Source organism: Candidatus Hinthialibacter antarcticus (assembly GCA_030765645.1).
Lineage (GTDB): Bacteria > Hinthialibacterota > Hinthialibacteria > Hinthialibacterales > Hinthialibacteraceae > Hinthialibacter > Hinthialibacter antarcticus.
The window spans coordinates 41,187-64,579 of record JAVCCE010000019.1 but is presented as its reverse complement, the minus strand read 5'-3'; the positions used below and the strand labels follow the sequence as shown (position 1 = coordinate 64,579).

General features: G+C 52.6%; 26 protein-coding genes. 14 read left to right on the top strand and 12 right to left on the bottom strand.

Annotation, left to right across the window (positions count from 1 at the left end):
• Positions 1 to 671 precede the first annotated feature (671 nt).
• Entirely contained in the window at positions 672 to 1,391 is a 720-nt protein-coding gene (locus P9L94_06235; protein MDP8243660.1) for a hypothetical protein, read from the top strand.
• Between the two features lie 10 nt (positions 1,392 to 1,401).
• On the opposite strand, the gene P9L94_06230 is transcribed toward P9L94_06235, so the two are convergent.
• The 3 genes from P9L94_06230 to P9L94_06220 all read right to left on the bottom strand — a co-directional run bounded on the left by P9L94_06230 (position 1,402) and on the right by P9L94_06220 (position 2,794).
• On the bottom strand, positions 1,402 to 1,560 hold the full coding sequence (locus P9L94_06230) for a hypothetical protein (GenBank protein ID MDP8243659.1): 159 nt from the start codon (positions 1,558 to 1,560) through the stop codon (positions 1,402 to 1,404).
• Between the two features lie 17 nt (positions 1,561 to 1,577).
• Complete coding sequence (locus P9L94_06225) at positions 1,578 to 1,820, bottom strand: sulfatase-like hydrolase/transferase (GenBank protein MDP8243658.1); 243 nt, start codon at positions 1,818 to 1,820, stop codon at positions 1,578 to 1,580.
• 158 nt (positions 1,821 to 1,978) lie between these two features.
• Positions 1,979 to 2,794 carry an ABC transporter permease gene (locus P9L94_06220; GenBank protein ID MDP8243657.1) on the bottom strand — a complete coding sequence of 272 codons (816 nt, stop codon included), beginning with the start codon at positions 2,792 to 2,794 and terminating at the stop codon, positions 1,979 to 1,981.
• 341 nt (positions 2,795 to 3,135) lie between these two features.
• Between P9L94_06220 and P9L94_06215 the strand changes: the two genes are divergently transcribed.
• The 3 genes from P9L94_06215 (at position 3,136) to lexA (ending at position 4,498) form a co-directional block, all read left to right on the top strand.
• Entirely contained in the window at positions 3,136 to 3,405 is a 270-nt protein-coding gene (locus tag P9L94_06215; protein MDP8243656.1) for a DUF4160 domain-containing protein, read from the top strand.
• Between the two features lie 3 nt (positions 3,406 to 3,408).
• Complete coding sequence (locus P9L94_06210) at positions 3,409 to 3,663, top strand: DUF2442 domain-containing protein (protein MDP8243655.1); 255 nt, start codon at positions 3,409 to 3,411, stop codon at positions 3,661 to 3,663.
• Positions 3,664 to 3,847: 184 nt separating this feature from the next.
• Positions 3,848 to 4,498, top strand: a complete 651-nt coding sequence (gene lexA / locus P9L94_06205) for a transcriptional repressor LexA (GenBank protein ID MDP8243654.1) — start codon at positions 3,848 to 3,850, stop codon at positions 4,496 to 4,498.
• A gap of 2 nt (positions 4,499 to 4,500) precedes the next feature.
• Here lexA and P9L94_06200 read toward each other — a convergent pair whose 3' ends face one another.
• Both P9L94_06200 and P9L94_06195 read right to left on the bottom strand, forming a co-directional pair.
• The gene (locus tag P9L94_06200) at positions 4,501 to 4,680 is read right to left on the bottom strand and encodes a hypothetical protein (protein ID MDP8243653.1); all 180 of its coding nucleotides are present in this window, start codon (positions 4,678 to 4,680) and stop codon (positions 4,501 to 4,503) included.
• Positions 4,681 to 4,694: 14 nt separating this feature from the next.
• The gene (locus tag P9L94_06195; GenBank protein ID MDP8243652.1) at positions 4,695 to 6,305 is read right to left on the bottom strand and encodes a sodium-dependent transporter; all 1,611 of its coding nucleotides are present in this window, start codon (positions 6,303 to 6,305) and stop codon (positions 4,695 to 4,697) included.
• Between the two features lie 180 nt (positions 6,306 to 6,485).
• Between P9L94_06195 and P9L94_06190 the strand changes: the two genes are divergently transcribed.
• Both P9L94_06190 and P9L94_06185 read left to right on the top strand, forming a co-directional pair.
• Entirely contained in the window at positions 6,486 to 8,240 is a 1,755-nt protein-coding gene (locus P9L94_06190; GenBank protein MDP8243651.1) for a M14 family metallopeptidase, read from the top strand.
• A 2-nt stretch (positions 8,241 to 8,242) separates the two neighbouring features.
• Positions 8,243 to 9,976, top strand: coding sequence for a M14 family metallopeptidase (locus P9L94_06185; GenBank protein ID MDP8243650.1), 1,734 nt, complete (start codon positions 8,243 to 8,245; stop codon positions 9,974 to 9,976).
• 97 nt (positions 9,977 to 10,073) lie between these two features.
• On the opposite strand, the gene P9L94_06180 is transcribed toward P9L94_06185, so the two are convergent.
• Complete coding sequence (locus P9L94_06180; protein ID MDP8243649.1) at positions 10,074 to 11,792, bottom strand: ABC transporter permease subunit; 1,719 nt, start codon at positions 11,790 to 11,792, stop codon at positions 10,074 to 10,076.
• Between the two features lie 131 nt (positions 11,793 to 11,923).
• Positions 11,924 to 12,250: a thioredoxin gene (gene trxA, locus P9L94_06175; protein ID MDP8243648.1), complete on the bottom strand. Its 327-nt coding sequence runs from the start codon at positions 12,248 to 12,250 to the stop codon at positions 11,924 to 11,926.
• A gap of 227 nt (positions 12,251 to 12,477) precedes the next feature.
• On the opposite strand from trxA, the gene P9L94_06170 reads away from it, so the two are divergent.
• Positions 12,478 to 13,416, top strand: a complete 939-nt coding sequence (locus P9L94_06170) for a hypothetical protein (GenBank protein ID MDP8243647.1) — start codon at positions 12,478 to 12,480, stop codon at positions 13,414 to 13,416.
• Between the two features lie 75 nt (positions 13,417 to 13,491).
• Here the strand turns inward: P9L94_06170 and P9L94_06165 are convergent, their stop codons facing one another.
• Together P9L94_06165 and P9L94_06160 are read right to left on the bottom strand one after the other, a co-directional pair.
• Entirely contained in the window at positions 13,492 to 14,769 is a 1,278-nt protein-coding gene (locus P9L94_06165) for a hypothetical protein (GenBank protein ID MDP8243646.1), read from the bottom strand.
• A 141-nt stretch (positions 14,770 to 14,910) separates the two neighbouring features.
• Positions 14,911 to 15,327, bottom strand: a complete 417-nt coding sequence (locus tag P9L94_06160) for a hypothetical protein (GenBank protein ID MDP8243645.1) — start codon at positions 15,325 to 15,327, stop codon at positions 14,911 to 14,913.
• 207 nt (positions 15,328 to 15,534) lie between these two features.
• On the opposite strand from P9L94_06160, the gene P9L94_06155 reads away from it, so the two are divergent.
• The 7 genes from P9L94_06155 to P9L94_06125 all read left to right on the top strand — a co-directional run bounded on the left by P9L94_06155 (position 15,535) and on the right by P9L94_06125 (position 21,266).
• A complete protein-coding gene (locus tag P9L94_06155; GenBank protein ID MDP8243644.1) occupies positions 15,535 to 16,362 on the top strand; it encodes a flagellar hook-basal body protein in 828 nt (275 codons plus the stop codon).
• 72 nt (positions 16,363 to 16,434) lie between these two features.
• Positions 16,435 to 17,226, top strand: coding sequence for a flagellar basal-body rod protein FlgG (gene flgG / locus P9L94_06150; protein ID MDP8243643.1), 792 nt, complete (start codon positions 16,435 to 16,437; stop codon positions 17,224 to 17,226).
• A gap of 30 nt (positions 17,227 to 17,256) precedes the next feature.
• Positions 17,257 to 18,270, top strand: a complete 1,014-nt coding sequence (flgA, locus tag P9L94_06145; protein MDP8243642.1) for a flagellar basal body P-ring formation chaperone FlgA — start codon at positions 17,257 to 17,259, stop codon at positions 18,268 to 18,270.
• Between the two features lie 19 nt (positions 18,271 to 18,289).
• Positions 18,290 to 18,898: a flagellar basal body L-ring protein FlgH gene (locus P9L94_06140; GenBank protein ID MDP8243641.1), complete on the top strand. Its 609-nt coding sequence runs from the start codon at positions 18,290 to 18,292 to the stop codon at positions 18,896 to 18,898.
• A gap of 29 nt (positions 18,899 to 18,927) precedes the next feature.
• Positions 18,928 to 20,166 (top strand): flagellar basal body P-ring protein FlgI, encoded by a 1,239-nt coding sequence (locus P9L94_06135; protein ID MDP8243640.1) that lies wholly within the window; start codon positions 18,928 to 18,930, stop codon positions 20,164 to 20,166.
• Positions 20,167 to 20,176: 10 nt separating this feature from the next.
• A complete protein-coding gene (locus P9L94_06130) occupies positions 20,177 to 20,737 on the top strand; it encodes a rod-binding protein (protein ID MDP8243639.1) in 561 nt (186 codons plus the stop codon).
• Positions 20,738 to 20,774: 37 nt separating this feature from the next.
• Complete coding sequence (locus P9L94_06125; GenBank protein MDP8243638.1) at positions 20,775 to 21,266, top strand: flagellar protein FlgN; 492 nt, start codon at positions 20,775 to 20,777, stop codon at positions 21,264 to 21,266.
• On the opposite strand, the gene P9L94_06120 is transcribed toward P9L94_06125, so the two are convergent.
• Genes P9L94_06120 through P9L94_06110 form a run of 3 tightly spaced genes read right to left on the bottom strand, consistent with a single transcriptional unit; the run spans position 21,249 to position 23,254 of the window.
• Positions 21,249 to 21,767, bottom strand: coding sequence for a MauE/DoxX family redox-associated membrane protein (locus P9L94_06120; protein MDP8243637.1), 519 nt, complete (start codon positions 21,765 to 21,767; stop codon positions 21,249 to 21,251). The genes P9L94_06125 and P9L94_06120 overlap by 18 nt on opposite strands.
• On the bottom strand, positions 21,764 to 22,231 hold the full coding sequence (locus P9L94_06115) for a rhodanese-like domain-containing protein (protein ID MDP8243636.1): 468 nt from the start codon (positions 22,229 to 22,231) through the stop codon (positions 21,764 to 21,766). Before P9L94_06115 ends, P9L94_06120 begins: the two co-directional genes overlap by 4 nt.
• 24 nt (positions 22,232 to 22,255) lie before the next feature.
• Positions 22,256 to 23,254, bottom strand: coding sequence for a DUF1573 domain-containing protein (locus P9L94_06110; protein ID MDP8243635.1), 999 nt, complete (start codon positions 23,252 to 23,254; stop codon positions 22,256 to 22,258).
• Positions 23,255 to 23,393: the final 139 nt, after the last annotated feature.

The following is a 23,393-nucleotide window of genomic DNA, read 5'->3' as shown; positions in this document are numbered from 1 at the left end:
TTTGACGCCGAACGAATTCGCCGCGATTTCGGAACGTTCCGCCCGGACTTCGTCCGACCTCCACGTTCCGAAATCCAAACAACAAAATACTCTCACTTCAACTGGTACAAAAAATAGGGGCTAGACACTTGTTTTTTCAAGAGGTACACTATTAGAAGAAGGTTACAACAGATAACGTCACACGTTTTATAGACAACAGAAAACAAGAGATGGTCCAAACCATCCACACACACCACACATTCCCAACTGCTGCGGTTCCCTACGAACCGTCTTCCCTCTGGTCACACCCTCCGCCAGGGGGATTTTTTTGCCAATACGTTGCATATTGGCGAATAAAAGTAATTCGATTCACTATTATTACATCATTAGAACCCTGATTGCAAGTATTTTTTTTAGGTTCAGCCGCCAGGTGCGTCTTTACGTTGATGGGTGGTCATGATTTTATTCCGAAAACGTATTCCGGCATATCAAAAATTGACAAACCAAATCAGGCATGGGTGCGACTCTGAGAGCGCCTGTGCATAAGGGCCTGAAAGCCCGCACTGAAACGAGCAGAGTTGTACCCATGCCGCACACAATTACATGAGTGCGATTGCTCAATTGGCTTGTGCATTTTTATTTGATGCCTTTAGAATGCACGAAGCACATTCGTTATAGAAACTGAGTTCCACATGAACCGTATTGTTATTTGCGCCGCTATGCCGATGGAGACGCGCTCGATTTGCCGGCGTTTGGATATCCCGCTGCTTACGCCCAAGCGCACCGTTGCCAAAGCGCAAAGCCCGTTTAGTGATACCGAGCTGGTTGTGATAGCCTCCGGCGTTGGCTGTCAGCGAATGCAGGCCCAATTGGACGCATTGCCGGATGCGCCGACTGCGTGTTGGTTGTCGATTGGAGCGGCGGGTGGACTGCGCCCGGATATCGCCGTTGGTTCCTGTCTTAGAGGTACGGACGTTGTGACGGACAGCGGCGACGTTCGCTTTGAATCCACTTGGATTGGCGATGGTTCGTCGACGCTTTATTGCAGCGAAACGCCGTTATTGACGCCGCAAAGCAAGGCGGAAAGCCATGAGCGCTTGGGCGCTGACCTGGTGGATATGGAATCCGCTGCGGTTGCGCGTCATGCGAAAAGCCGGGGCGAGTGTTTCGCCTGGATCAAGGCAGTATCAGACGGCGCAGAAGAGGCGATTCCAGCGGAAGCGTTGCAGTGCATCGGCGTGGACGGTTTCCCCAACATCGGCGCTTCGCTGCGGACGCTGGCGCGAAAGCCCTGGGCGTTGGGTTCGCTAATACAACTCGGCGTCCGCGCCTCGAAACTCGATTCGGTCCTGGCGGACGCTGTGTTTGAGTTCATCAATCAATTTGAATTCAAAGGCAGCTGCAACGCCTAGCGCTGATCGCTCAATTGACGAGACCAACGCGCTTCGCCCAGCCGTCCCAGGCGGCGGACATTTCTTTCACCCTCTCAGGATATTTTTCAACCAGGTTATTCGTTTCCGTACGGTCTTTCGAGAGATCGTATAGTTCCCATTGTTCGGTTTTGTTTTTGTTCGCGACCAATTTCCAGCCGCCTTCGATTACAGCGCGTCCGCGTTCATGCTCAAAGAAAATACGCTGGCGTTTTTCGCCAGCCGGTTGATGTTGGGGGTGTCGATCTCGCCGCCGAAGCAACCCGGGTCAGAGAAACCCATGTCATCGACCAGAATCACCATGATATTCGGTCGGTCTTTGGTTTTCGCTGATGCTGCGCCTGCTGATAGCGCCATCGTAGACAGGGCGGAGGTTTGAAGAAAACGGCGTCGATTGAGTGTTGGTGACATTGGCGTTCCTTACAATGAAGATGCGTTGTTCTTACATCATTTTCATGCAATCGCTAAAGAAGTCGCAGGGGATTGGGTGCAGCGGCTTTCGGAGCCAGCGGCAATAAGCCGCGACGGAGACAAGCGAAACCCAACCCCGAGGCTTCTTTCGTTCGCTTTCAGAGTAAATCAGCGAATTCGCTATGGCAACGCGTAAACAGCGCATACCCCGCTGTCAGCGAAATCAATGACAACGCTCCGAAGGTCAGCCATAGCCACAGTGCGGGCCACACGCCGTTGAGCATCAAATCATGATGCAACAGAATCAAGTAAGTAATCGGGTTCAGGTAAAGAATCGACTCTACCCATTGCGGCGCTTGCTGCGCCATCTCCATGGTGTAGAGCATGGGAGTCGTCCACATCAAAATCATGGTGACGATGCTGATGAGCGGCCCTACGTCGCGGACATACGTGTGCAGCGTCGAGAAGAACAGTCCCAGCCCGAAGAACATCACAAATTCAATTGCTATCACCAGCGGCAGCGCCAGCCAGGTCCAATGAGCGCTCCAGGTCATCAGCATGTAGCCCGCCATGAAGATGAAGGTGCCAATTAATTGATTGACCAGGCTTGATATCGCCAGGTAGGCGGGCAGCACTTTCGCCGGAAAGCGTACTTGTTTGATTAAATGGGCGTTGTCGACGATGCAAGTGGTGGTGCGCATCAGTGATTCTTGAAACGCAAACCACGGCATCAGCCCGCTGAAGATATAAAATGCGAACGCGACCGTGCCCGCCTCTCCGAAGCCCAGCGCGTCGTATTTCGCCTTGAGGATGTAGCCGAATACGACGGTATACACCGCCAGCAGGATCAGCGGATTCACCACCGACCAGAAAAACCCGATGGCGCTTCCCAGATAGCGCGCCTGCAAGTCGCGCTTGAGAAACTCATAGATCAAATGGCGATGGAAAAGAATATGTTTGATTTGCTGTTTCATGGTCGTGCTCAAATATTGTATCGCTCACTATAGGTGAGAGACCGCCCCCGCGCCACTGGAAGAGTTAAACTTATGAGGGGGCTGGGTGGCAAGGGCAAGGCTGAGTGACACGAAGCCAGCCCTTGAGACAATGTTGATAATTCGCGCCGCATTACAATTGTCTGAATCAGGATATTCGCTACGGCGGACATGATAAATAGAATTTCAGGATAAAAACCGGAGCGCCGCTGTCCACAGCGGCAATGGATGCACGAGCGTTATTCGGGTGGTTTATTTTTCTTTCATAAATGTATAATAATGAAGTACAGGCCATTTGTGGTGAAAGATGAGGAGCAATCAAAATGCCGGTTATTTCAATGTTTTATGGATTGATTATTCGGATGTACTATTTTGATAATCAGAAGCACAAATCTCCGCACATTCACGTTCAATACGGCGAACAACAAGTTGTGATCAGGATACCCGATGGGGCTGTATTAGAGGGAGAATTAAAACCGCAAAAATTGAAATTAATCCATGCTTGGGTAGAGATACATCAAGAAGATTTGATGGCGAACTGGCAGCTGGCGATTGAAGGCCAGAAAGTGTTTACAATCGTTCCATTGAGGTGAAATATGAATCCCAAAGTTAAACAGGTAGAGCCTACAGACAACCATACGCTGATCGTCACATTCGAAAATGATGAAGTTCGAGAATTTGACGTGAACCCTTATCTGGACAAAGGCATTTTTGCGGAATTAAAAGACCTTTCATATTTTCGCCAGGTCAAAGTAGTCGCGGGTAGCGTTGAATGGCCTCACGAGCAGGATTTCAGTTACGACACGCTGTATCTCGCAGGAAGCATTCGTATAATCGAATGTTCCAGATAAACCCCAAAATGAGGCTGATTTGAATTCTGTATTAATTAAAAATTCTTTTTACCATTGATGGGCCAAAAAACGCCATTCATCCTACAATTTTCCCTCGCTGCTCTTTCTATAAAAAAAACCGCTTGACAGTGAACATAAGTGTACATATAATATTGAACAAAATAGCACTTATGTGGAGAGCGCCATGAAAGAACTGACCAAGCGGCAAAAAGATATTTTAGATTTCATCGACCAATGCTCGAATGAGACCGGGTATCCACCCACGTTGCGGGAGATTTGTAAAAAGTTCTCCATCGCTTCGACCAACGGCGCCCGCTATCACCTGCTACGCTTGCAAAAGATGGGCGTTCTCGAAGTAAAACCCAACACCTCGCGTGGAATGCGCCGCACGGATCGCCCCGCGCCGCTGCCTCCCGGACGCACCTATCAGATGCCGATTATTGGGCGCGTTCCCGCCGGGCCGTTCAGCCTGGCCGAGCCGGACATTCGCGAAGATGAACTGACGGTTGATCCGCAATTTTTCGGCGACCGCGCCGCTGAGCCTGACTTGTTTGGCTTGCGCGTCAACGGCGACAGTATGGTGGAGGCGGGAATCCACGACGGCGATATTGTGGTGGTGCGTCAGCAGGAAAACGCCAACAACGGCGATATTGTGGTAGCGCGGTTGGAAGACGAAGCGACCGTAAAACGATTTAAGCGCGGCGTCAGTGAGGTGATTCTCGAACCGGCGAACCGCGCTTATAGTCCAATTCATATTCCTGACGAGGGCGGCGCCGACGGCGGGCAAAATTTCGCCCTGCTGGGCATCGTCGTCGGGCTGATCCGCTCAATGTGAGGTCAGTTTTGATTCAGCGGTGCGTCATCCTCGTCGTTATCGTTGAGGTCGTGGGTGTCGATGTCGAGCGGCGAGTGCATGTGTTCCTGATCGACCGACAACACGCGGCTAAAACAAAATACCACGAGTGTAATAACGGCTGTATTTGAAACGAGAAAGATAAGCCATCCAATGGGTTCCATGATTCGCGACCTTTCTAGTCTAACGGTTCCGCTTCCATCATTTTCTTATACGCCATGTGGCGGCGTTTCATGCGCGGCCACGCCAGTTTCTGCAACAGGGCGAACATAAACAAGATCGCAACCATGCTGACGATAGATACGGTTTCGATGGTCCCCATCGCTGGCGCCGTGCCCGCCATGTAGTCTTCAATTTGCACTTTCACCCACCAGCCTAAGATCAACAACAAAAACACGGGCGAGACATAAATGATGTAGCCGAACGCCTTGGGCAATTTCATGTCGGCGCCGTGTTCGGCTTCTTTGATTCCATTAGAAACTTTCAACACAAAGATAAAGATGATGACTTCAAATAGCGCTAACAGTGGAATGCCCAAATTGTTTGAGTATTTATCGACCGTGTCCATCGCGGTCAGGCCCGGGGATAGAATGATCGAGCTGGCGCCAAGGAACGTAATCAAGCCGAGAATGGCGACGGAGGCTTTGCGGTTGAGGCCGAAGCCTTCTTCTAAAAACGCAATGACTGGTTGCAGCATTGAGAGCGACGAGGTGACGCCCGCGAGAAATAGCAAGAAAAAGAACATCGCGCCAAACAAGTGGCCTGCGGGCATCTGGTCGAAAATTTCGGGCATGACGACAAAGCCAATGCCGAAGGTGCCCTGCTGGGCGACGACTTCCATTTGTGAAATACCCAGAAAAATCAGCGCGGAGGGAATGACAATCAAGCCGCCTAAACACACTTCGCAAAACTCATTCATCGAACAGGCTGTGAGGCCGCTGAGAACCACATCGTCTTTTTTGCTGAGATAACTAGCGTAGGTGATAATGATGCCGAAGCCGACCGAGAGCGAGAAGAAGATTTGCCCGCAGGCGTTGATCCATACTTCGGGTTCGCTGAGCTGCGACCAGTCAGGGTTCCACATATACCCAAGCCCGTTGATGAATGTTTGGTCGGGCGCGTCGGGATTCAACGACCCCAATGTGACGACCCGGATCGCGATAATGACCGCCATGATCATCAGCGCCGGCATGGCCACGCGACAGAAGAGTTCGATGCCCCGGTTCAGGCCGCGGTAAATGAAAAAGAAATTAATGAAAAATGTAATGACGAAAAATATAAACGCGACGCTGACGCCGGAGAAGAAGTCAGATGTGGTTGCGTCATTGCCGACATATTCGGTGAAGAACTGGCTGTAGGCCCCGACAATGGTTGAATCTTTCAGCCCCAGGTCGCCAGTAAGCATGAAGAAGAAATAGGCGAGACACCATGACTCGATATAGACGTAATATAAATAGATAATGAACGGAACAAACAACCCCAACGCGCCCAGGTAACGCAATGGACTGCCGTTGGTCAATACGCCGAACAAGCCCGGCGCTGAAGCGAGGCCGGAGAGGCGCCCGGCGCGGCGGCCCATAATCCATTCGGCCCAGCAAATGGGGATGCCGACTAAGAGAAACGCAATGAAGTAGGGAATCATAAATGCGCCGCCGCCGTTTTGCACGGCAACGCCGGGGAAGCGTAAAAAGTTGCCTAGCCCGACTGCGCTGCCTGCAACCGCCAGGATCACGCCGATTTTTGTTCCCCAGTTTTCGCGCGGCATATCATTCGAGATTTGGTTCGCCATGAACAACCCTCCAGGGCAATTTGATTACAGATTGTGACGCATGGATGAATAACTCTACAGTCTAACGTAACTCGCAGATCGAATGCAAGCGCAAGGCCTTGATGAAGCGCGTGAAGTTTTCTATTTTTAGCTGTTAGTATGTTGTCTTTCGATTTTACGACATTTGTGAAGGAAAATTCCGTGAAAATTTCTCCCCGGTACAACCCGTTTGTTACTTGTGTTGTCTCGCTTGCCGCTGCGATGTTTATCGCGTCTGTATTTGCAAATGAGGCGATGCCCGCGTTTTCTCCTTATCGCGATCTGACGCAAGAGGTGAAGTCGCTCAGCCAACACCATTCAAAACTTGTGCATCTTCATTCGCTGGCAAAATCAAACCAGGGCCGCGACGTCTGGGTGTTGGAACTCGGCGGCGGCGACAAAGACGAACGGCTGCTGCGTCCTGCGATGTTGGTGGTGGGCGATGTCGAGGGCGACCGGCTCGCAGGCGGCGAGGCTGCGCTGGCGTTTGCCGAATCACTTGTCGCGGATGAAAACCAATCGCGTTTGGGCGAGGTGGTGGTGTATATCATTCCACGGTTGAACCCCGATGCGTCAGAGCGTTATTTTGCGAAGCCGTTATTGCAACGCAATTCAAACTTTACTCCATACGACGACGACCGCGATGGTTTCACGGATGAAGACGCGCCGCAAGACATCAACGGCGACGGTTTGGTCTCGTGGATGCGCATCGAAGACGCCGACGGCGCATTGATGCTGCATCCCAATGATGATCGTGTTTTGATCGAGGCGGACCCGGTCAAAGGCGAAGACGGACAGTGGGTGTACATGCGTGAAGGCCGCGATGACGACGGCGACAAAGAGTTGAACGAAGACGGCGTCGGCGGCGTGAATTTTAATAAGCAATTTACGTTTGAGTATCCATGGTTCGATGCGCAGGCGGGCATGTATCCGCTCAAAGAAAAAATCACCTATGCGCTGGGGCGCTTTATTATTGACCACCCACATATTGGCGTGGTGTTTACGTTTGCGTCGAATGATAACCTGTCAAAAACGCCGCCGTCTGACGACGCTACGTCGCGTCGCGTTCCCCAAACGAAGATCACAGAAGACGATGCAAAGTATTACGAGCACTTGGGCGAGCAGTATCGAGATATCGTCGGCATAAAAGAAATCGTCGAGTCGACTAGCGTTCCGGGGTCATTGGTTGATTGGGTGTATTTTCATCGCGGGCGCATGGGGCTTAGCGCCGCAGGTTGGGGCCCCGCCATTGCGCTGGCATTGAAAGAAGAAAACGAAGAAGAGGGCGCGTCTAAAGAAGAGGCTGCGTCTGAAGACATCGAAGCCGCCAGCGAAGAAACAGACGGCGAAGAAGTCGAAGAGGAAAAACGCGGCAAGGAAGAAGTGGAATATTTATCCTGGCTGGGCGAACGCGCCGAAGCCTATTTCACTCCATGGCAACCGGTCGATCATCCTGATTTCCCCGGCAAGACGGTCGAGGTTGGCGGCTGGGCGCCGTATTCATTCACCACACCGCCTGCGGTTGTGTTTGATAATTGGAAGCAAACGCAAGTCGAATTCTTGATGAAATTAAGTCAGACGCTGCCGCAGGTTGCGATTGAAGACGTCGATGTAAAAACCTTACGGCGCGGCGTGTATGAAATCACCGTGCGGGTCACCAATACTGGTTACCTGCCGACGGTGCTTCATCACGGCGAACGCACCACGGACGTATTGCCGACCCGCTTGATGATCGACCTGCCCGACGAGGCGTTTCTCGCAGGTAAGCCGCGTACTAACTTCGGGCCGATTGCTAAAGGTGAAGTGAGAGAGGCGCGCTTCGTGTTACAAGCCGCGCCGGGAAGCAAAACGATGATCTCATTAATTTCAGCGTTGGGCGGAACCGTCCAACAGACCATGACATGGGAAGGAGAATAATCATGTTACGAAAAACCTTCCTGTTAAGTGTTTTCGTTATCGCTTCTTTGGGGCTTTCATTCGCGGAGGATGAGAACGTCTTTAAAGCATTGGGCGCTCCAGCGGAACGCAAAGTCGATGTCGCCTGGAACCGCTTTCACGATATCGAAGGGCTGGGTTCGATCTTGCAGCGCTTACATGACGCGTACCCCAAAATCACCAAACTCTATTCCATCGGCGAATCATACCAGGGGCGTCCGGTGTGGGTGTTGGAGATTACCAACCGCGAAATCGGCGACCCCGACCGCAAGCCGGGCATGTACATCGACGGCAATATTCACGGCAACGAGGTGCAGGCAGGCGAAGTGGTCGCGTATACGGCTTGGTATTTGTGTGAAAACTACGGCCAGGTCGATTTGATTACCGACCTGGTCGATTCGCGTGTGTTGTATATTCTGCCGAGCGTGAATCCCGATGGGCGCGACTATTGGTTCCACAACGCCAATACGCAGCATTCTTCGCGTACGGGGCAGATCCCGACCGACGAAGACAAAGACGGCCTCGCTGATGAAGACCCGTTCGATGATCTCGACGGCGACGGCTCCATCACCATGATGCGCAAGCGCGACCCCGACGGGCGTTATCTTCCTGATAACGATTACCCCGAATTTCAAATGCGGCGGGTGGAGGCTGACGAACGCGGCGAGTATACGATGCTCGGTTATGAAGGAGTCGACAACGACGGCGACGGGCGCGTTAACGAAGACAACCCCGGCGGCTATGACCCCAACCGCAACTGGGCGTTCGATTGGCAGCCGCATTACGTCCAGTATTGGGCGAAAGATTTCCCCTTCTCGTTTCCCGCGATTCGCGCCGTCGGCGAGTTTGTGTTGGCGCACCCGAACATTGCTGGAATGTTGACCTTTCATAATTACGGCGGATATATTTTGCGCGGGCCGAACCGCGACGGCGGGCCGTTGGAACCCGGCGACGAACAGGTGATGTTTGATATCGCCAAACGCGGCGAGCGGATGTTGCCGTTCTATCGAAATGTGATTTCGTGGGAAGACCTCTACCCGGTCTGGGGCGGGCAGTTCGACTGGTTCTATGCCGGGCGCGGAATCACCGCCTTCACCAACGAATTGTGGACGCCGAAAAATATGTTTCGCAGCAATGATACAAACGATAAGGCCGAAGGCGATTTTTTACGGTATCTATTGCTCAACGACGGCGTGGTCGAATGGAAGCCATACGACCATCCGCAATACGGCGCCATTGAAATTGGCGGCGTCAAAAAAGAGTTTGGCCGGGTGCCGCCTTCGTTTTTGCTGGAAGAAGAATGCCATCGCAATATGGCGTTCGCGCTCTACCATGCTGCACAAACGCCGCTGCTTGAATTCGGTGAAATCAAAGTGGAACCGCTGCGCGACGGCCTCGCGAAAGTCTGGGTCGAAGTGCGCAACCAGGGCATGATCCCGACGCGATTACAGCAGGACATTAAACACAACATCAATCGCGCCGATTTGGTGACGCTGTCCGGCAAGGGCGTCGAAGTCATCAGCGGCGGTCGGGTCATCGACCAATATTTCAATCGCGTCGAAGCCGTCAAAGCGCGGCCTGAACGCCTGATGTTAGACCGCATTTCGGGGCTCGATTCTGAGCGGGTGCAGTTTATTGTATCCGGGCGCGGCAAAGCGAAAGTGGTTGTTGACTCGCTCAAGGGCGGGCGCATCGAAACGGAGATTGTATTGCCATAGTTCAAGAACGCCTTGCGGTTGGGTTGCGCTTGTCTTCGTTGCGGTAAAGACTGGCTGCGTGGTTACTTTTGCGTGGGTGTGTATTTGGATTTGTAATCTAGCGATTTTGATTTAACTGCCACTGCGTCTTCTTAAGTAATGCAATGGCTATAAGCGCGGTTACAACGACATGAATTGCGACCAAGGGGAGTATCTGAATCGGCTCAAATAAGATGGTGACAGGCAGCGTGTAGGCTTCTTCTGGTGGAATTCCTTTCGTGGATCCAACCCGTCCCAATACGGCCAACGGGCTGATGTAAGTGATGAAAAGATTCTGTGCGCTTCCATGTATGATTGCGTAAAAAAATAACGGCCCGAAATAATAGGCCGCGATGGTTCCATACGTCCATAACAAGGCTTGGTTGACGCTTCGTTTGATCGACGAAAAAAATAAACCCAACGCACAAACCAGACACACATTTACCGTGATTACTGTTGCGTAAACCAGTTGATGACTGACCGGGACGCCAATGCCCGGCATGTTGCTATAACTGAATAGTGAAATGCAGAGGTCAATGAAAGCGAACAGCGCTGCGGGAATCCAAAACATGGCGGCGCCGCGCGTCAGGCAGGGTTGAAGAGCGCCGAGCAGTTTTCCTTTCAGCAGGTCTCCATTGCGGCAAGTGGTGGTGATGAGCAGGTCCCAGGTTTCGCTTTCTTTCTCGCCGGCGAACGAACGCGCGGCGTAGGCGCCCCCCATTTGCGATAACAGGCAGAGCGTTGCGATTGCCAGCCAGCAGCCGTTTTGAATCGGCGTTACCAGACAGAGGTGATAGACCAAAATGGCGACGATGTACCACGACGGCATCGCCAAAAACGGCGATGACACCGCGTTGCTCATTTTTTCGCGCCAATAAAACGCGTTGGCGTTGTCGGGGACGTTCCATTTTGAGCGCGGCGTTCCGATGGGTTCCGAGACCACGTCTTGTCCAAACTGAAACGCGACTTCTTGGTCGTAGCCTTTGGAATTGGCCAAGTCGCCCCCAATCGAGCGCAATTTAGACGCCGTGAGTTTAAACATCCCCAGGGGAATCAACAGCGTGAAGGGGATGATGATGCAGACTGCGGCGACGACAGCGATTACGGCGAAGGTCGCTTGTATCCCGGGGACAGCCATGCTAATCAGCGAGAGGACAAGAACGACTGCGCTGAGAAGCATGAATGTGAAAAACATTCCGCCGATGTAAATCGTTAACAAACTCATCTGAGTCAACATTACGGCGCGAAACAGAGTCTTGGCGATCAGAGAAAAATACAGCGCGAACGACGAAATGATAAACGCGCCGGTCAAGGCGCCCACGCCTGCCAACAAGACCTCCCACGGCGCCACCCCGCCGCGCGCCAGACATACCGCAATGAGCGGATAGGTCGCGAACAATATCAACGCAATCACGCCCAAGACCGAAGCGAGCTTGCCCGCCGCGATGCGTTCTTCGCCCAGCGGCGTCGTGAGCAACAAGGCCAAGGTGTTGCGTTCGCGTTCGGTAATAAACGACTGCGCGGCATAGCCCGGCAACAGTAAGAGCAACACCAGAATCTCGCCGCCCACGGTGGCGTAAAACAAACGGCGCCCGACCGGCGACAGGTTGTTCGAGGGCGTCGACCACATCCAAATTAACAAGACCGCTCCACCGAGCAGAATGCACCCCAACAAAACAAACGAACGCGTTTGGCGTAAGTAGCGAATTAATTCGCGCGACAGAATGGGGTTCTGCGCCAGGTTGCGGCGAAAAAAATCGACCCATGAATAGAGCCAGCGGAAGATGCCTTTTAACATTTCAGTGTGCTTTTCGTATTGGTTTGGGATTACTGTAATGGAATTGGAGCGCAGGCGTAAGCGATATTTGCAACTGAAAATGAAAAAGGCCGCCAATCAGGCGGCCTTTTGTAGGTCGAGTATTGCTTCTCTTAACTGACGGAGCCGTCGAGGGCGTCGGCGAGAGTTTGTTTGGGGGTGAAACCGATCCATTTATTGACGATTTCGCCGCCTTTTAACAAGACAATGGTCGGGACGCTCATCACGCCATACTTGGTGGCGAGGTCTTGGCTGTTATCAACATCAACCTTAACGACTTTCGCTTTGCCGTCATATTCACTGGCGAGTTCGTCAATTAACGGGGCCATTTTTTGGCAGGGGCCACACCAGGTGGCGCTGAAATCAACCAAAACCGGAACGCTGGATTGAATCACTTCACTTTCAAAGGTGGCGGTTGCCACTTCGGGTGCATTCGACATAGTTTCACCTCTATCACAGATTTTTCACAAGAACGAATTATAACTTGTACCCTTAGATGCGGCAAGTCAACGTCCCACAGCCGCGTCCAGTAATACATACTATAGACTATTCGACGGCTTGCCAACTATTGAGCGAGTATTTTTCAATCTCATTCGCGAAAATCTGTGCTGAGGAAACCTTTACGCTGTGATATAGTCGTAGGGAACCGATTCTTACAGGGGGAATCATGATGAACCACCGTGCTTATTTTTTCAGTATCTCTATCGTTGTAACTCTCGTTTTTTCAGCCTCTTCTATGTCGCAAGGGGTGATGTTGCGCCACCAGTTTGAGCCGGGCGCCAAGGCCTACGTCAAGACGCTTGTGCAGATGAAGGGCGACTCGATTATCCATGGTAAACAGGCGCCGACCGATATGTCGATCAACATGCTGCGTGAGATCAACGCCCAAAGCGTTGACCCGGCTGGCGTCGCAGACCTCCAGGTCGACGTCATGCGTATGACCACCAAGGGAACAATGGGCGAAGAGATCTTTAGTGAAGACCTGAAAGACGACGCCCTCCAAAAAACCATGTTCAATCAATCGTCCATGCAGATGCAGGTCTCGCCCTTAGGCAAGGTGAAGGGGTCGGATGACAGCGGTCTCAAAGAATTGGGCATCTCGCTGCCGGACAACATGTCGAGCGGCGGCGGGTTTGAGTTTCCGACCTTCCCCAGTGAAGGCGTGAAGGTTGGCGACCAATGGTCAGAAAATGGGCAGATTATTCCCCGCAACGCCAAGCAGGGCGATGTGCAGGGGCAGCGGGTATACCTTCTGGAACGGATACAGAATACGGCGCAGGGCAAGGCTGCGATTATCCGGTATCGCAAGACCACTGATTTTAGCAATCTGGGCCTTGGCGATCTCACAACCGCCAGCCAATCCGGCGCGGGCGGCGCTCCCGCCGCGATGTTAGAGGGGCTGACCATTCAGCTCGAAGGCGTGATTGAATTCAATATTGATAAAGGCAAAGTGACCCAGTCAGAACAGCACGGGCTTTGGAAACTCAACATGAAAAGCAATTGGGAAGGCTCAAACAAACCCGTTAAAACCCAGCAGGGAATGAAAATTCGCATCCAGTCGCAGTTTCGCTGGGAACCCGCAGAGTCACAATTAATCGCGCCGTGATTTCACTGTTTTGATAGACAAAAAAAACGGCCCGGAAACTTCCGGGCCGTTTTCGTATTCGTGATGAATTGAGATTTAGTTAAACAGTTCCCAATTTGCTGCGCCGGATTTTCCGGTCGAGGTCAGTTCGATGTTGCTAAACGTACCCGTTGCGATTTCGCCGATGTCGTGAGCGCAAACGCCGAGTCCGACCATAATTGGGTCAAACAAAACGACATCATGACGGTCTACTTCTACCCATGCGCCTGCTTCATCCATGTATGAGCAAATGAAGGTATTGCCAACGCGGTCTAAGCGTTGCTTGCTGGGGTTCAAACCAACCGGACGCGCATCGCCAGCGGTGCTGCCCTTTGAATCGGTATCGGCTTGAATTGTGCGCCATTGCATGCTGTATTGACCATCGCGACGAACGCGGGTGGTCACGTTGCGTGAACCCGGGGTCAGATTTTGACGCGCCATCAGCATTGATTTGATCCAAGCCTGTGAGGCCAAACCACCGTCAATTGAAACGTCAGCAATCAAGGTGAAGTCGCCGCGTACGCGGGTGTACGCAAATTGGAAGGCGTCATCCGCTTCCCAAACGTCCCAACCGCTGCCTGTGATTGTAAAAACGCCGTCTGCAAAATTGCTGCTGCCTTCAGCGCCTAAACGGTCGGGCAACGCGATGTCGCGGGCGGCAAATGAGGTGCCGTCAACTGGAGCGCCAAGGTCAACGCCTGTGAATGTACCGGTTGCGATTTGACCGTTGTCGTGAGCAGTAACGCCCAAGCCGACCAGGATCGGGTCGGTCAAAACGAGGTCATGGCGATCAACTTCAACCCATTCGCCGTCTGCGCTGAGATAGGAGCAAATGAATGTATCGCCCAAGCGGGTCAGGCGTTGACGGGACGGGTTAGGGATCGTTACGCGCAAAGCAGCGTCTGTACCGCCCTTTGAGTCGGTGTCATCAGCAACATCACGCCATTGGATGCTGTACTGGCCATCGCGGCGAAGTCGTGTGGCAGCATTCGCCGAACCCGGGCTGAGGTCTTGGCGCGCCATCAATACCGACTTGATCCAGCCTTGGGTAGGCAGGCCGCCGCTGACGCCAGTGTCCGCTTCCAGAACAAAGTCGCCGCTCCATTCGGTATAAACAAATTGGAAATCATCTGCTGCGTCCCAAATGTCGTGACCACTACCGTTTACGGTATAGCGATCAAGGGCAGGGTCATATTCAGTGCTTCCAGCAGCGCCTAAATTTCCGCCATCAACGTCGACTGCGGCATCAAAGATACCGACTTGGCTCCACGATGTTGAGGCTGCAATTAAGCAAGCAACCGCAACAGTACCTAATACACTAAACTTTCTCATCATAACTATATTCTCCCCGAGTATAAAATTATGCTTGATTAACCAAAGCATATATAAATCCTAAATAATTCCGTATACAAAGCGAGATTATTCCTAATATTCAATCGGAAGTCAATAGGAAATATCCTTTTACATAGTGTTTATCTATACAAATGAGACGCGAATGGATGAGACCAGCACACTCAAAAGGCGGGAATCTCCATTTTGATACAGCTTATCTGGAGACCAGGGGTTGTCTGCTTCCAACATCAGGTCTTCGCCTGAATAGCGCTCAATGACTCCACAGCGCACTGTCCAGCCGTTGGTATGCAGCGTCCAGGTGATTAGGCGTTCTCCATCGCGGTTGATTCCAAATTGCAGTGGTTCTCCCGCGTGAAGCGGACGGGCGGCAGCGAGAAACGCAAGTTCAACTCGATCAGCCGTTAATGGTAGGCGAAAGATCGCCTGCTTTCCCGCCGCTCGAAATAATACATCCTCAGGCGAACGCTCGACGCCAAACCATCCATAACCCAAAAAGGTGGCGTCATCCTGCCCCATGAGAATGATTTTTGAATGATCCATGCCGGAAAAATTTGCCTTTCCTGGTACTAACGAGGGCATAAAAGGTATAAGTTTCAGCTGGTGTAATAATTAGCCTCTTATTCTCTATCCCTCATAATTTTAATACTTTATATCAAGCGGCGGCTAAATCCAAGTTAAATATTGGGCTTGGTACACACCTTGCTCAATTCATTCTTCAGACTCGTATCGAACTCGAAGAGGTAGGCAATGTTAACAGGAATCTATTCAGCCGCATCCGGCATGATTATCCAACAGCGGGTACAAGACGTGCTCTCGCAAAACATGGCCGGGGCGCACATGCCCGGTTTCAAGCGCGAAGAAGTGGTTGTGCGCTCGTTTCCTGACGTGATGTTGACTGAATCCTACCGCGGTTTGTCGAAATCAACCGATAAACCCCGCTATAACCACGTCATCGGCCGTTTGGGCACAGGCGCGGGCGTCGACTGGACTTACGTTGACCATTCGGGCGGACAAATGAAATACACGGGAAATCAAAACGATATTTCTATTTTTGGCGAAGGCTTTTTTGCCGTTCAAACCCCCGACGGGACGCGTTTCACTCGCTCCGGCGATTTTATGGTCGATAAAGAGGGCTTTTTAATTACACCCCAAGGCCATTACGCCATGGGCCAGGGCGTCAATAACAATAATGAAAAAGGGCCGATTCAGGTGGGCGTGAATGAATTTCACGTCAACCACTTCGGCGAGATTTTCGCCCAACAGCCCGATCAAAACGGCGTAATGCGCGATGTGTTGATCGACCAGATGGTGGTCGCCGACTTTGCCGACAAAGATAAGTTGTTCCGCGAACAAGGTAACTTGTATCGCGTTGAAGAAGGCGATCAAGACAACATCATCATTCCAGATAACTATCGCATCGCCCAAGGCTATGTCGAACAATCAAACGCGTCGATCACCACCGAAATGGTGAAGATGATCGACTCGTATCGTATTTTTGAGGCGAGTTCGCGGGTGTTGCGCGCACAAGACCAGACGCTGCGACGCACGGTCAACGAAGTGGGCCGTCCGCAATAATCGAAGAATAAAACGCCCAGCACGGCGTATGGCAATGATGGCAGAACAAGCGAGACAGAGGAGAACAAAGCGATGTTAAGAGGACTCTTTACCGCAGCGGCAGGCATGCACGCTTCATCATTCATGGTGGACAACATCGCCAACAACCTGGCCAATGCGAACACATTCGGGTTTAAGAAAGTCCGCGTCGACTTTCAAGACCTCCTCTATCAAACCGTCAAACCTGCGGGCACCTCGGCTTACGCCACCAACCGCTTGCCGACCGGCATCCAAATTGGTCACGGCGTCCGGGTGGCGGGCACGCGTCGCGTCTTCACCGAAGGCGCCCTGCGCGTGACGGAAAACCCGCTCGACGTCGCCATCGCTGGCAAGCGCGGCTTCTTTCAGGTTGACTTGCCTGACGGCAGCACTGGCTACACCCGCGACGGCGCATTCAGTCTTGATGAAAACGGCGCGTTGGTTACATCCGACGGCTTTCTCGTGAATCCGGCCATCACCATCCCCCAGGATGCGGTGGCGATCAACATCAGCGAAGAGGGCATTGTTTCCGCCGTCACTCAACCCAATAACACCATTCAGCAAGTCGGGCAAATTCAGCTGGCGACGTTTGTGAACCCGGCGGGCTTGAGCGCCATTGGGAAGAACATCTTTCAGGAATCCGAATCGTCCGGCGCGCCCATCGCGGGCAACCCCGGACAAAACGGCGTCGGCATTTTAGCGCAAGGGTTTTTAGAGAACTCTAACGTGAGCGTCGCCGAAGAACTGGTCAACTTAATCACCGCCCAACGCGCTTACGAAGTGAACTCACGCGCCGTGCGGACCGGCGACCAGATGATTCAAACCGCGCTTCAACTGAAACAATAAGCAAGTGAGTAACGAGAACTAAAGGACGAGATGATGAACGAGTATCGGCGAAAAACAGTACGGTGGGGCTTTTGGTTCGGCGCATTCATTGCCGCTGCGGCCCTGTGTTCGACCGCTTCGGCGAAAGAACGCACCGCCATCCATTTGCCCGAATCGTTCGTGATTGCGGACGAAGAAATCCTCTCCGTTACGTTGGGCGCTTTGGTCGATTCGATTGCAGGCGGCGAGCCAGCGTTCATTCAAGAACTCAGCGACTTGCAAATTACCGTCGCGCCGAAACCCGGCGAACAGAAGAGCATCTCGAACGTCAACATCTTACATGAAATTCGTAAAGCTAAATTAGACTATATGAGCATCGATTTGCGCGGCGCCATCCGCACTAACATTTTCGGCGCGGGGCAAATGGTCTCCATGGACGACATGATCGACGCCATCCAAAAGCAGATTTTGCGTGAAACCGGATGGGGCAAAGACGAATTGTCGATGCGCGTTCTCAGCAGCCCCACTCAAATACTATGGTTGCCGCCCGGCGACGTAACATTGTTCGTCAATCCGGTCAGCAAGCAAATCCAAGGCGCGTCTCGCTATGAAGTCGAATGCTACATCGAGCGGCTTCAAGTAAACAAAGCCATCTTCATCGTCGCGTCTGAACATCGCCGTACGATTCTCGTCCCCAAAGACGACCTCAAACGCGGACACGTGATTCAAGAAAGCGATTTGATTGAGCGTGTGGTTTTCATTGACAATGAATCCCTCGATCGTCAGATCGTCAGCGATAAAGAGGAACTGATCGGCGCGCGCTGCAAGATGCCGCTCAGCCGTAACGACCCGATTAAACTTTTTTCCTTAGAAAGCAACCTGGTGCTGCGGCACGGTTCGCCCGTCACCATGATCGTGCGCCAAAACGGCATGACCATGCACACCCTGGCCAAAGCGCAAAAACGCGCGGCGCCGGGCGATGTGATCCCCGTGAAAACCAACATCACCGGTCAGGTGGTGATGGCGAAAGTCATTAGCCGCGACCTGGTTGAATTCGCTCAGTAAATCAATGGAGACCCGGACCATGACTCGATATTTCATCCTTTTCATTTGCATCGCGACCGTTCTCGCGCCCACCGTTGGAGCGCGTTCGTTATGGACGGAAGATTCGCGCCTGAATTTTTTGGTGACCGACGCCAACGCCTCTCGCGTGGGCGATATCGTCAGCATTGTGGTGCAGGAAGACCATAGCGCCAACGACACCGCCGAGTCAGAAGGTCAGCGTTCGCATCAAATGAGCGGTCTGTTGAGTTTGGTGTTCAACAACCGCTTTATGAATAAGGTCTTTGGCGACGCGGGCGATCCGCCGGGCTTTGAATTTAATTCTCAAAACTCACTGGATGGCGACTCCGCCGTCGATCAATCGAATACGTTCAATTCGCGCATCTCGGCCACCATCGTTAAAGTTGACCCGGTTGGGAACTACCTGGTCGAAGCGCGTCGCACCATTCGCATTGGCGAAGAGCGAAAAACCATTGTGTTGTCGGGCAAGATTCGCTCGCGCGACATCATCAACAATACCGTATTTTCGTGGCAGGTCGCCGACGCCGAAATCAGTTATCTCGGCAGCGGAACCTATAACGACTACAACAAGCCGACCATCGTTCAACGCTTGTTCAATTTCTTGTTTTAATTTTTTTGGAACGCTTTCAGGAGAGCCTCATGCGCGACCGCGTACAAGCCATTTTAAACCAACATCCGCCGATGCGACTGATCGCCGTCGTCTTCGCGTTTTTCATCGCTTTACTGCTGATGATCTTCGCGCACGGCGCTTACGCGCAACCGTCCGTATCGCGCATCAAAGAAATCGCCAAGTTAGACGGCATCCAAGACAACCAGTTGATCGGTTACGGCTTGGTTGCTGGTCTCAACGGCACTGGCGACGGACGCCGCGGTTTCACCGCCCAATCGCTCAATAACCTGGTCGCGGGCATGGGCGTCAATGTGATTGATCCTGAAACCATCACCACAGAAGTTGTCCCCGAAAACGTGGCGGCGGTGATCGTGACTGCGGTCTTGCCGCCGTTTGTTCGCCCGGGCGCGAAGATCGACGCGACTGTCATTAGCATTGGACGCTCGCAAAGCCTGCAGGGCGGTTATTTGTTATCCACCCCGTTGAAAGGCGCGGACGGCAAGTGGCACGGTCTCGCGCAAGGCCCCGTATCCATCGGTGGCTTTATTGTATCAGGCGGCGGAGGCGGTGGAGGCGGCGCAGTGGTTCAAGAAAACCACACCACCGTAGGCCGCGTCCCGAACGGCATCATCATCGAAGGCGAATACGTACAACACGAAGTCTTACAAGACAACAACACACTGCGCTGGCTGCTCTCCAAACCCGATTGGAAGACGGCCTCCAACATGCAGCGCAAGATCAATTCTATCGCCGGGCGCCGCATCGCCATCGCCGAAGACGCCAGCGCCATTCTTGTCAAAGTGGGGCCTCCCGGCGCTCAGGAGATTTTCAACCAGAACGGACAGATCATTCTCGGCGACCGCGCCTTTAACTCGCTGGTTGACGCCATCGCCTATGTGGAAGAAGCTCAGATCGAAACCGACCAGCCTGAGCGCATCATCATCAACGAACGCACCGGTACCGTAGTCGCGGGATTGAATATTCGCGTCGACGACACCGTAGTCGCGCACGGCCCGTTGCGCATCACCATACAAAATACGCCGGAAGTGACGCCAGCGGGTCTCGGTCCCGGCGGCGCTCCGATACAAACCAACCAGACCGCCGTTACCGCCCAAACCGGCGACAAGGTGGCGGTCATCGAAGGCACCACCATCGGCGACGTGGTCACCAACTTAAACGCGTTGGGATACTCGCCGCGCGACTTGATCGCCATCTTGCAACTGATGGCTGAATCGGGCGCACTGAAAGCTGAAATCGTCATCCAATAAGGAACCCCGTATGGATATGGACCCGGCATTAAATTTGTCTCCAGACCTTTTGACCAACCAGCGCTTCGACGCTCAAGCCGCGCAGCTCAATATGAAATCGCTGGGCGGTTCCAAAGGCAAAATGAGCGACGAAGAAATGAAAGACGTCGCCAACGAATTTGAGTCGATGGTCTTGCGCCAGTTGTTAAAAGAGATGCGCAAATCGGTGCCCAAAGAAGACGGCTTCTTCGGTGACTCGCACGCGATGAGTATGTATATGGACATGAGCGACGATCATCTCGCCAAGAACATCGCGGAGAACAATAACTTCGGGCTAGACGACGCCATCTATAGCGAACTCAAAGAAAAGAACGACCGCTTGGCGAACCCGCAAGATATCCAATCAAAATTTCATGAACTCAAAAACCGCACCGAAGACGGTTTTATGCCATTGGAAACCTCAACGGAAGAATTTCTATCGTTGAACCGCAACCAGGGCCCCAAGATGATCGACTTGCCGCCGAAGGGTGAAGAATTTATGCCGCTGGGCGGGCGTACGCGCATCTCGACCTCGAAGATCGCGCAAGACTAAGCCGCCGAATGCGGCCTGCTCCAACTGGAGACTAAACATGAACCTGAAACCGTTGATTGACGCCTTGCGCGAAGAGCAAAAAGTGCACGAGAAAATTCTGCTGGCGAAACGCGAAGAACGCAAATGGATTGCGGTCGGCGCCGCCGGGCAGTTGCTGCAAACCGCCGAAGAACTGCAAGACCTGGCCGAACACGCTATGACGCTTGACGCAGAACGCCGCCAACGCAGCGCTGAAATTGCTCGCGCTCTGGGGCTTGAGGAAAACGCAACCCTGAAAGAAATTCTGGAAGCGATGCCCAGCGCCAATCGGCCTGAACTCGAAACCGTAGGCGACGACCTGCGGCGCTTTGCGCACGAGGTGAGGAGCATCAATACGGCGAACCGCCTTATGCTAAACCGCGCAGTCAAAACGTTGAACTGTGAAATAAGCGACTTGATTCGAGTCAAAGACGACAAAACCTATAACGCATCGGGACGTAAATCGAAAGGCGGCGTACCGCCTCGCGCGGGGTTAAACGTGCGGGCTTGATTCGGGCGGCGGCGCGGCGGGCCGCTTAAAGCAGAGGTTGTCAAATCGGCAGCGTCCGCTATTCATTACCCACAACAACACGGCGCCTGACAGCAATAATGAATTGCGCCCCAGCGCCAACAACCCAACACGGGTCACGTTGGCGGTGCCAAAACAGCCGCAGTCGATGTCGTACCCTTGCGACATGGCATAGGCAACCGATATCCAAAACACCGCGAACAATGATGTCGCGATGAGCAGTGCGCCGTCATAAAACAATCCTGCGATTAACCCAATCCCCACCAATATTTCCATCGGCGGCAACACAATCGCGACGATGTTTACGTAGGCGTCCGGCATGATTTGATAGTTGATGATCGAGTCAGCCATCAATGGCATGTGAAAGAGTTTCAATCCGCCCGCAATCAATAAAACGCAGCCCAACACAACGCGCAGCAATAGTTCGATCCAGAGGGACAACGAACTCCGGTTAGATTGATGAGTTGGCAATGAATCGTTCATTGTTCTCTCGGGAAATCATTTTTGAACCACTCTTCCCAGCCGGGTTTGTACAGCATTAATTGCTCGAAGCCAAAGGCTTCCATTTGAGTTAATACCTCATGGCTGTCGTCGCAATTGCCGCCGCTGCAATAGACAATGTATAACTCTTCTAACGGCAACGTCGCGCTCAACTCAGCGAAATAGTTTTCGAAATCATTGTAGGGTAGATTAATCGCGCCGGGGATATGGCCGCGTTCGTAGTCTTCAACCGGACGCGCATCAATCATAATCGCCGTGCCGTTGTTAAAGTGTTCGAATACGGCGTCGCCGTCGACTACCGGCCATGGTTCATCTTCATCAAGCACAGGCTGGCGAAGCAGCGGCAGCGGCCCGGACGACATCGCATTGACCGCCAGCCCAATCGCGACAGAAACGGCGGCCAACAACGCCGCTTGAAACAGAATGCGTAAGAATTTATTTTTCATTTTATCAATGCCGTTTGCGGTGTCTTAAGAACCTGACCGGGGTACCAGGACGGAATAAGGCACGGTCACTGTCGGTTCATCTTCGAGGTTGGTTTCCAGCGTGATCTCGCCGCGATGGTAGCCAGGAGATTGAGGAACCTGGTAACTCACTTTGACCCGCAGTTGCCCCAACGCATTCTTGCCGATCACTTCCGCTTTTACTTCGTCTCCACTTTTGATGTTCGTAATTTCAAAGATGTCGGCTTTTGATTTGTCAGTCAGAGCCAGGCGTAGTTCACGGTCAACCGTTTTGCCTGCGGGAGAACGTCCAAAATAGAGCGAGGACGGCGTAAATTTTATATAGCCGGTGATTGACGCTGTAATTCGCGCGTGAGCGCGAGGCTGTTGTGGGTGGTCGGTGATGATTTCGATGCTCGCGGTGATGAGTTCGCGTTTTTTGCCTGAATTGAAATAGACCGTAATCGGGGTTCCATTATCAGTCGGCTCGCCCGCTTCCGCGCGAAATTCGGGCCGGTCTGTTTGTACTTCCAGCACCTTAAAGGGTGCGCCTTCGTTATTGCTGAGGTAGAGCGTCTCTGAGCGTTCCGCCTTGTAAGGAACATCGTCAAATTTCATCATTGACGCAGGGGAGAACGTCCATAGATTGCGTACGTCGGCGATCAATGTGACCCGCACTTCTTTTTGTTTGGGATCATTGGTGATGATTTTCACTTGTTTGTTCATGCGGGTGGTGCTGCTCGACGCTGTCATGGTGACGGAGACGATGCTGGTGGCGCCAGCGGGGATCCCCGTTGCTGAGGGGACGGCGGCGGTGCAGCCGCAGGTGGTGCCGACGTTGATAATTTCAAGCAATTGGTCGCCGATGTTTGTGACGACGATATCATGGCGCAATTTTTCAAACGGCGCGACTTTGCCAAAATCGCGCGTATCCAGGTTCAGTTTAAGGCTCGGTTGCGCTTGTATTGCCGCTGCGAAGATGAGTAACGCCAATCCACTGAAAAAAACGGATCCCAAACGGACCATTTTGATTTTCTCCTACATCGATCATTGTCGCGCGCCCGCATGGTTTGTATGGGCGCACTTGTTAATCGTAACATCAATAGGGTTTTGTTCCAAGCGAATTGGCGGATGCTTGTGTTTATGTAAACATTTACCGAATGGC

Bases quoted from the DNA above. Each gene is read 5' to 3' on its own strand.
- P9L94_06235 (MDP8243660.1), top strand. From the start codon at position 672: ATGAACCGTATTGTTATTTGCGCCGCTATGCCGATGGAGACGCGCTCG.
- P9L94_06225 (MDP8243658.1), bottom strand. From the start codon at position 1,820: ATGTCACCAACACTCAATCGACGCCGTTTTCTTCAAACCTCCGCCCTG.
- P9L94_06220 (MDP8243657.1), bottom strand. From the start codon at position 2,794: ATGAAACAGCAAATCAAACATATTCTTTTCCATCGCCATTTGATCTAT.
- P9L94_06215 (MDP8243656.1), top strand. From the start codon at position 3,136: ATGCCGGTTATTTCAATGTTTTATGGATTGATTATTCGGATGTACTAT.
- P9L94_06210 (MDP8243655.1), top strand. From the start codon at position 3,409: ATGAATCCCAAAGTTAAACAGGTAGAGCCTACAGACAACCATACGCTG.
- lexA (MDP8243654.1), top strand. From the start codon at position 3,848: ATGAAAGAACTGACCAAGCGGCAAAAAGATATTTTAGATTTCATCGAC.
- P9L94_06200 (MDP8243653.1), bottom strand. From the start codon at position 4,680: ATGGAACCCATTGGATGGCTTATCTTTCTCGTTTCAAATACAGCCGTT.
- P9L94_06195 (MDP8243652.1), bottom strand. From the start codon at position 6,305: ATGGCGAACCAAATCTCGAATGATATGCCGCGCGAAAACTGGGGAACA.
- P9L94_06185 (MDP8243650.1), top strand. From the start codon at position 8,243: ATGTTACGAAAAACCTTCCTGTTAAGTGTTTTCGTTATCGCTTCTTTG.
- P9L94_06180 (MDP8243649.1), bottom strand. From the start codon at position 11,792: ATGTTAAAAGGCATCTTCCGCTGGCTCTATTCATGGGTCGATTTTTTT.
- trxA (MDP8243648.1), bottom strand. From the start codon at position 12,250: ATGTCGAATGCACCCGAAGTGGCAACCGCCACCTTTGAAAGTGAAGTG.
- P9L94_06170 (MDP8243647.1), top strand. From the start codon at position 12,478: ATGATGAACCACCGTGCTTATTTTTTCAGTATCTCTATCGTTGTAACT.
- P9L94_06165 (MDP8243646.1), bottom strand. From the start codon at position 14,769: ATGATGAGAAAGTTTAGTGTATTAGGTACTGTTGCGGTTGCTTGCTTA.
- P9L94_06160 (MDP8243645.1), bottom strand. From the start codon at position 15,327: ATGGATCATTCAAAAATCATTCTCATGGGGCAGGATGACGCCACCTTT.
- P9L94_06155 (MDP8243644.1), top strand. From the start codon at position 15,535: ATGTTAACAGGAATCTATTCAGCCGCATCCGGCATGATTATCCAACAG.
- flgG (MDP8243643.1), top strand. From the start codon at position 16,435: ATGTTAAGAGGACTCTTTACCGCAGCGGCAGGCATGCACGCTTCATCA.
- flgA (MDP8243642.1), top strand. From the start codon at position 17,257: ATGATGAACGAGTATCGGCGAAAAACAGTACGGTGGGGCTTTTGGTTC.
- P9L94_06140 (MDP8243641.1), top strand. From the start codon at position 18,290: ATGACTCGATATTTCATCCTTTTCATTTGCATCGCGACCGTTCTCGCG.
- P9L94_06135 (MDP8243640.1), top strand. From the start codon at position 18,928: ATGCGCGACCGCGTACAAGCCATTTTAAACCAACATCCGCCGATGCGA.
- P9L94_06130 (MDP8243639.1), top strand. From the start codon at position 20,177: ATGGATATGGACCCGGCATTAAATTTGTCTCCAGACCTTTTGACCAAC.
- P9L94_06125 (MDP8243638.1), top strand. From the start codon at position 20,775: ATGAACCTGAAACCGTTGATTGACGCCTTGCGCGAAGAGCAAAAAGTG.
- P9L94_06120 (MDP8243637.1), bottom strand. From the start codon at position 21,767: ATGAACGATTCATTGCCAACTCATCAATCTAACCGGAGTTCGTTGTCC.
- P9L94_06115 (MDP8243636.1), bottom strand. From the start codon at position 22,231: ATGAAAAATAAATTCTTACGCATTCTGTTTCAAGCGGCGTTGTTGGCC.
- P9L94_06110 (MDP8243635.1), bottom strand. From the start codon at position 23,254: ATGGTCCGTTTGGGATCCGTTTTTTTCAGTGGATTGGCGTTACTCATC.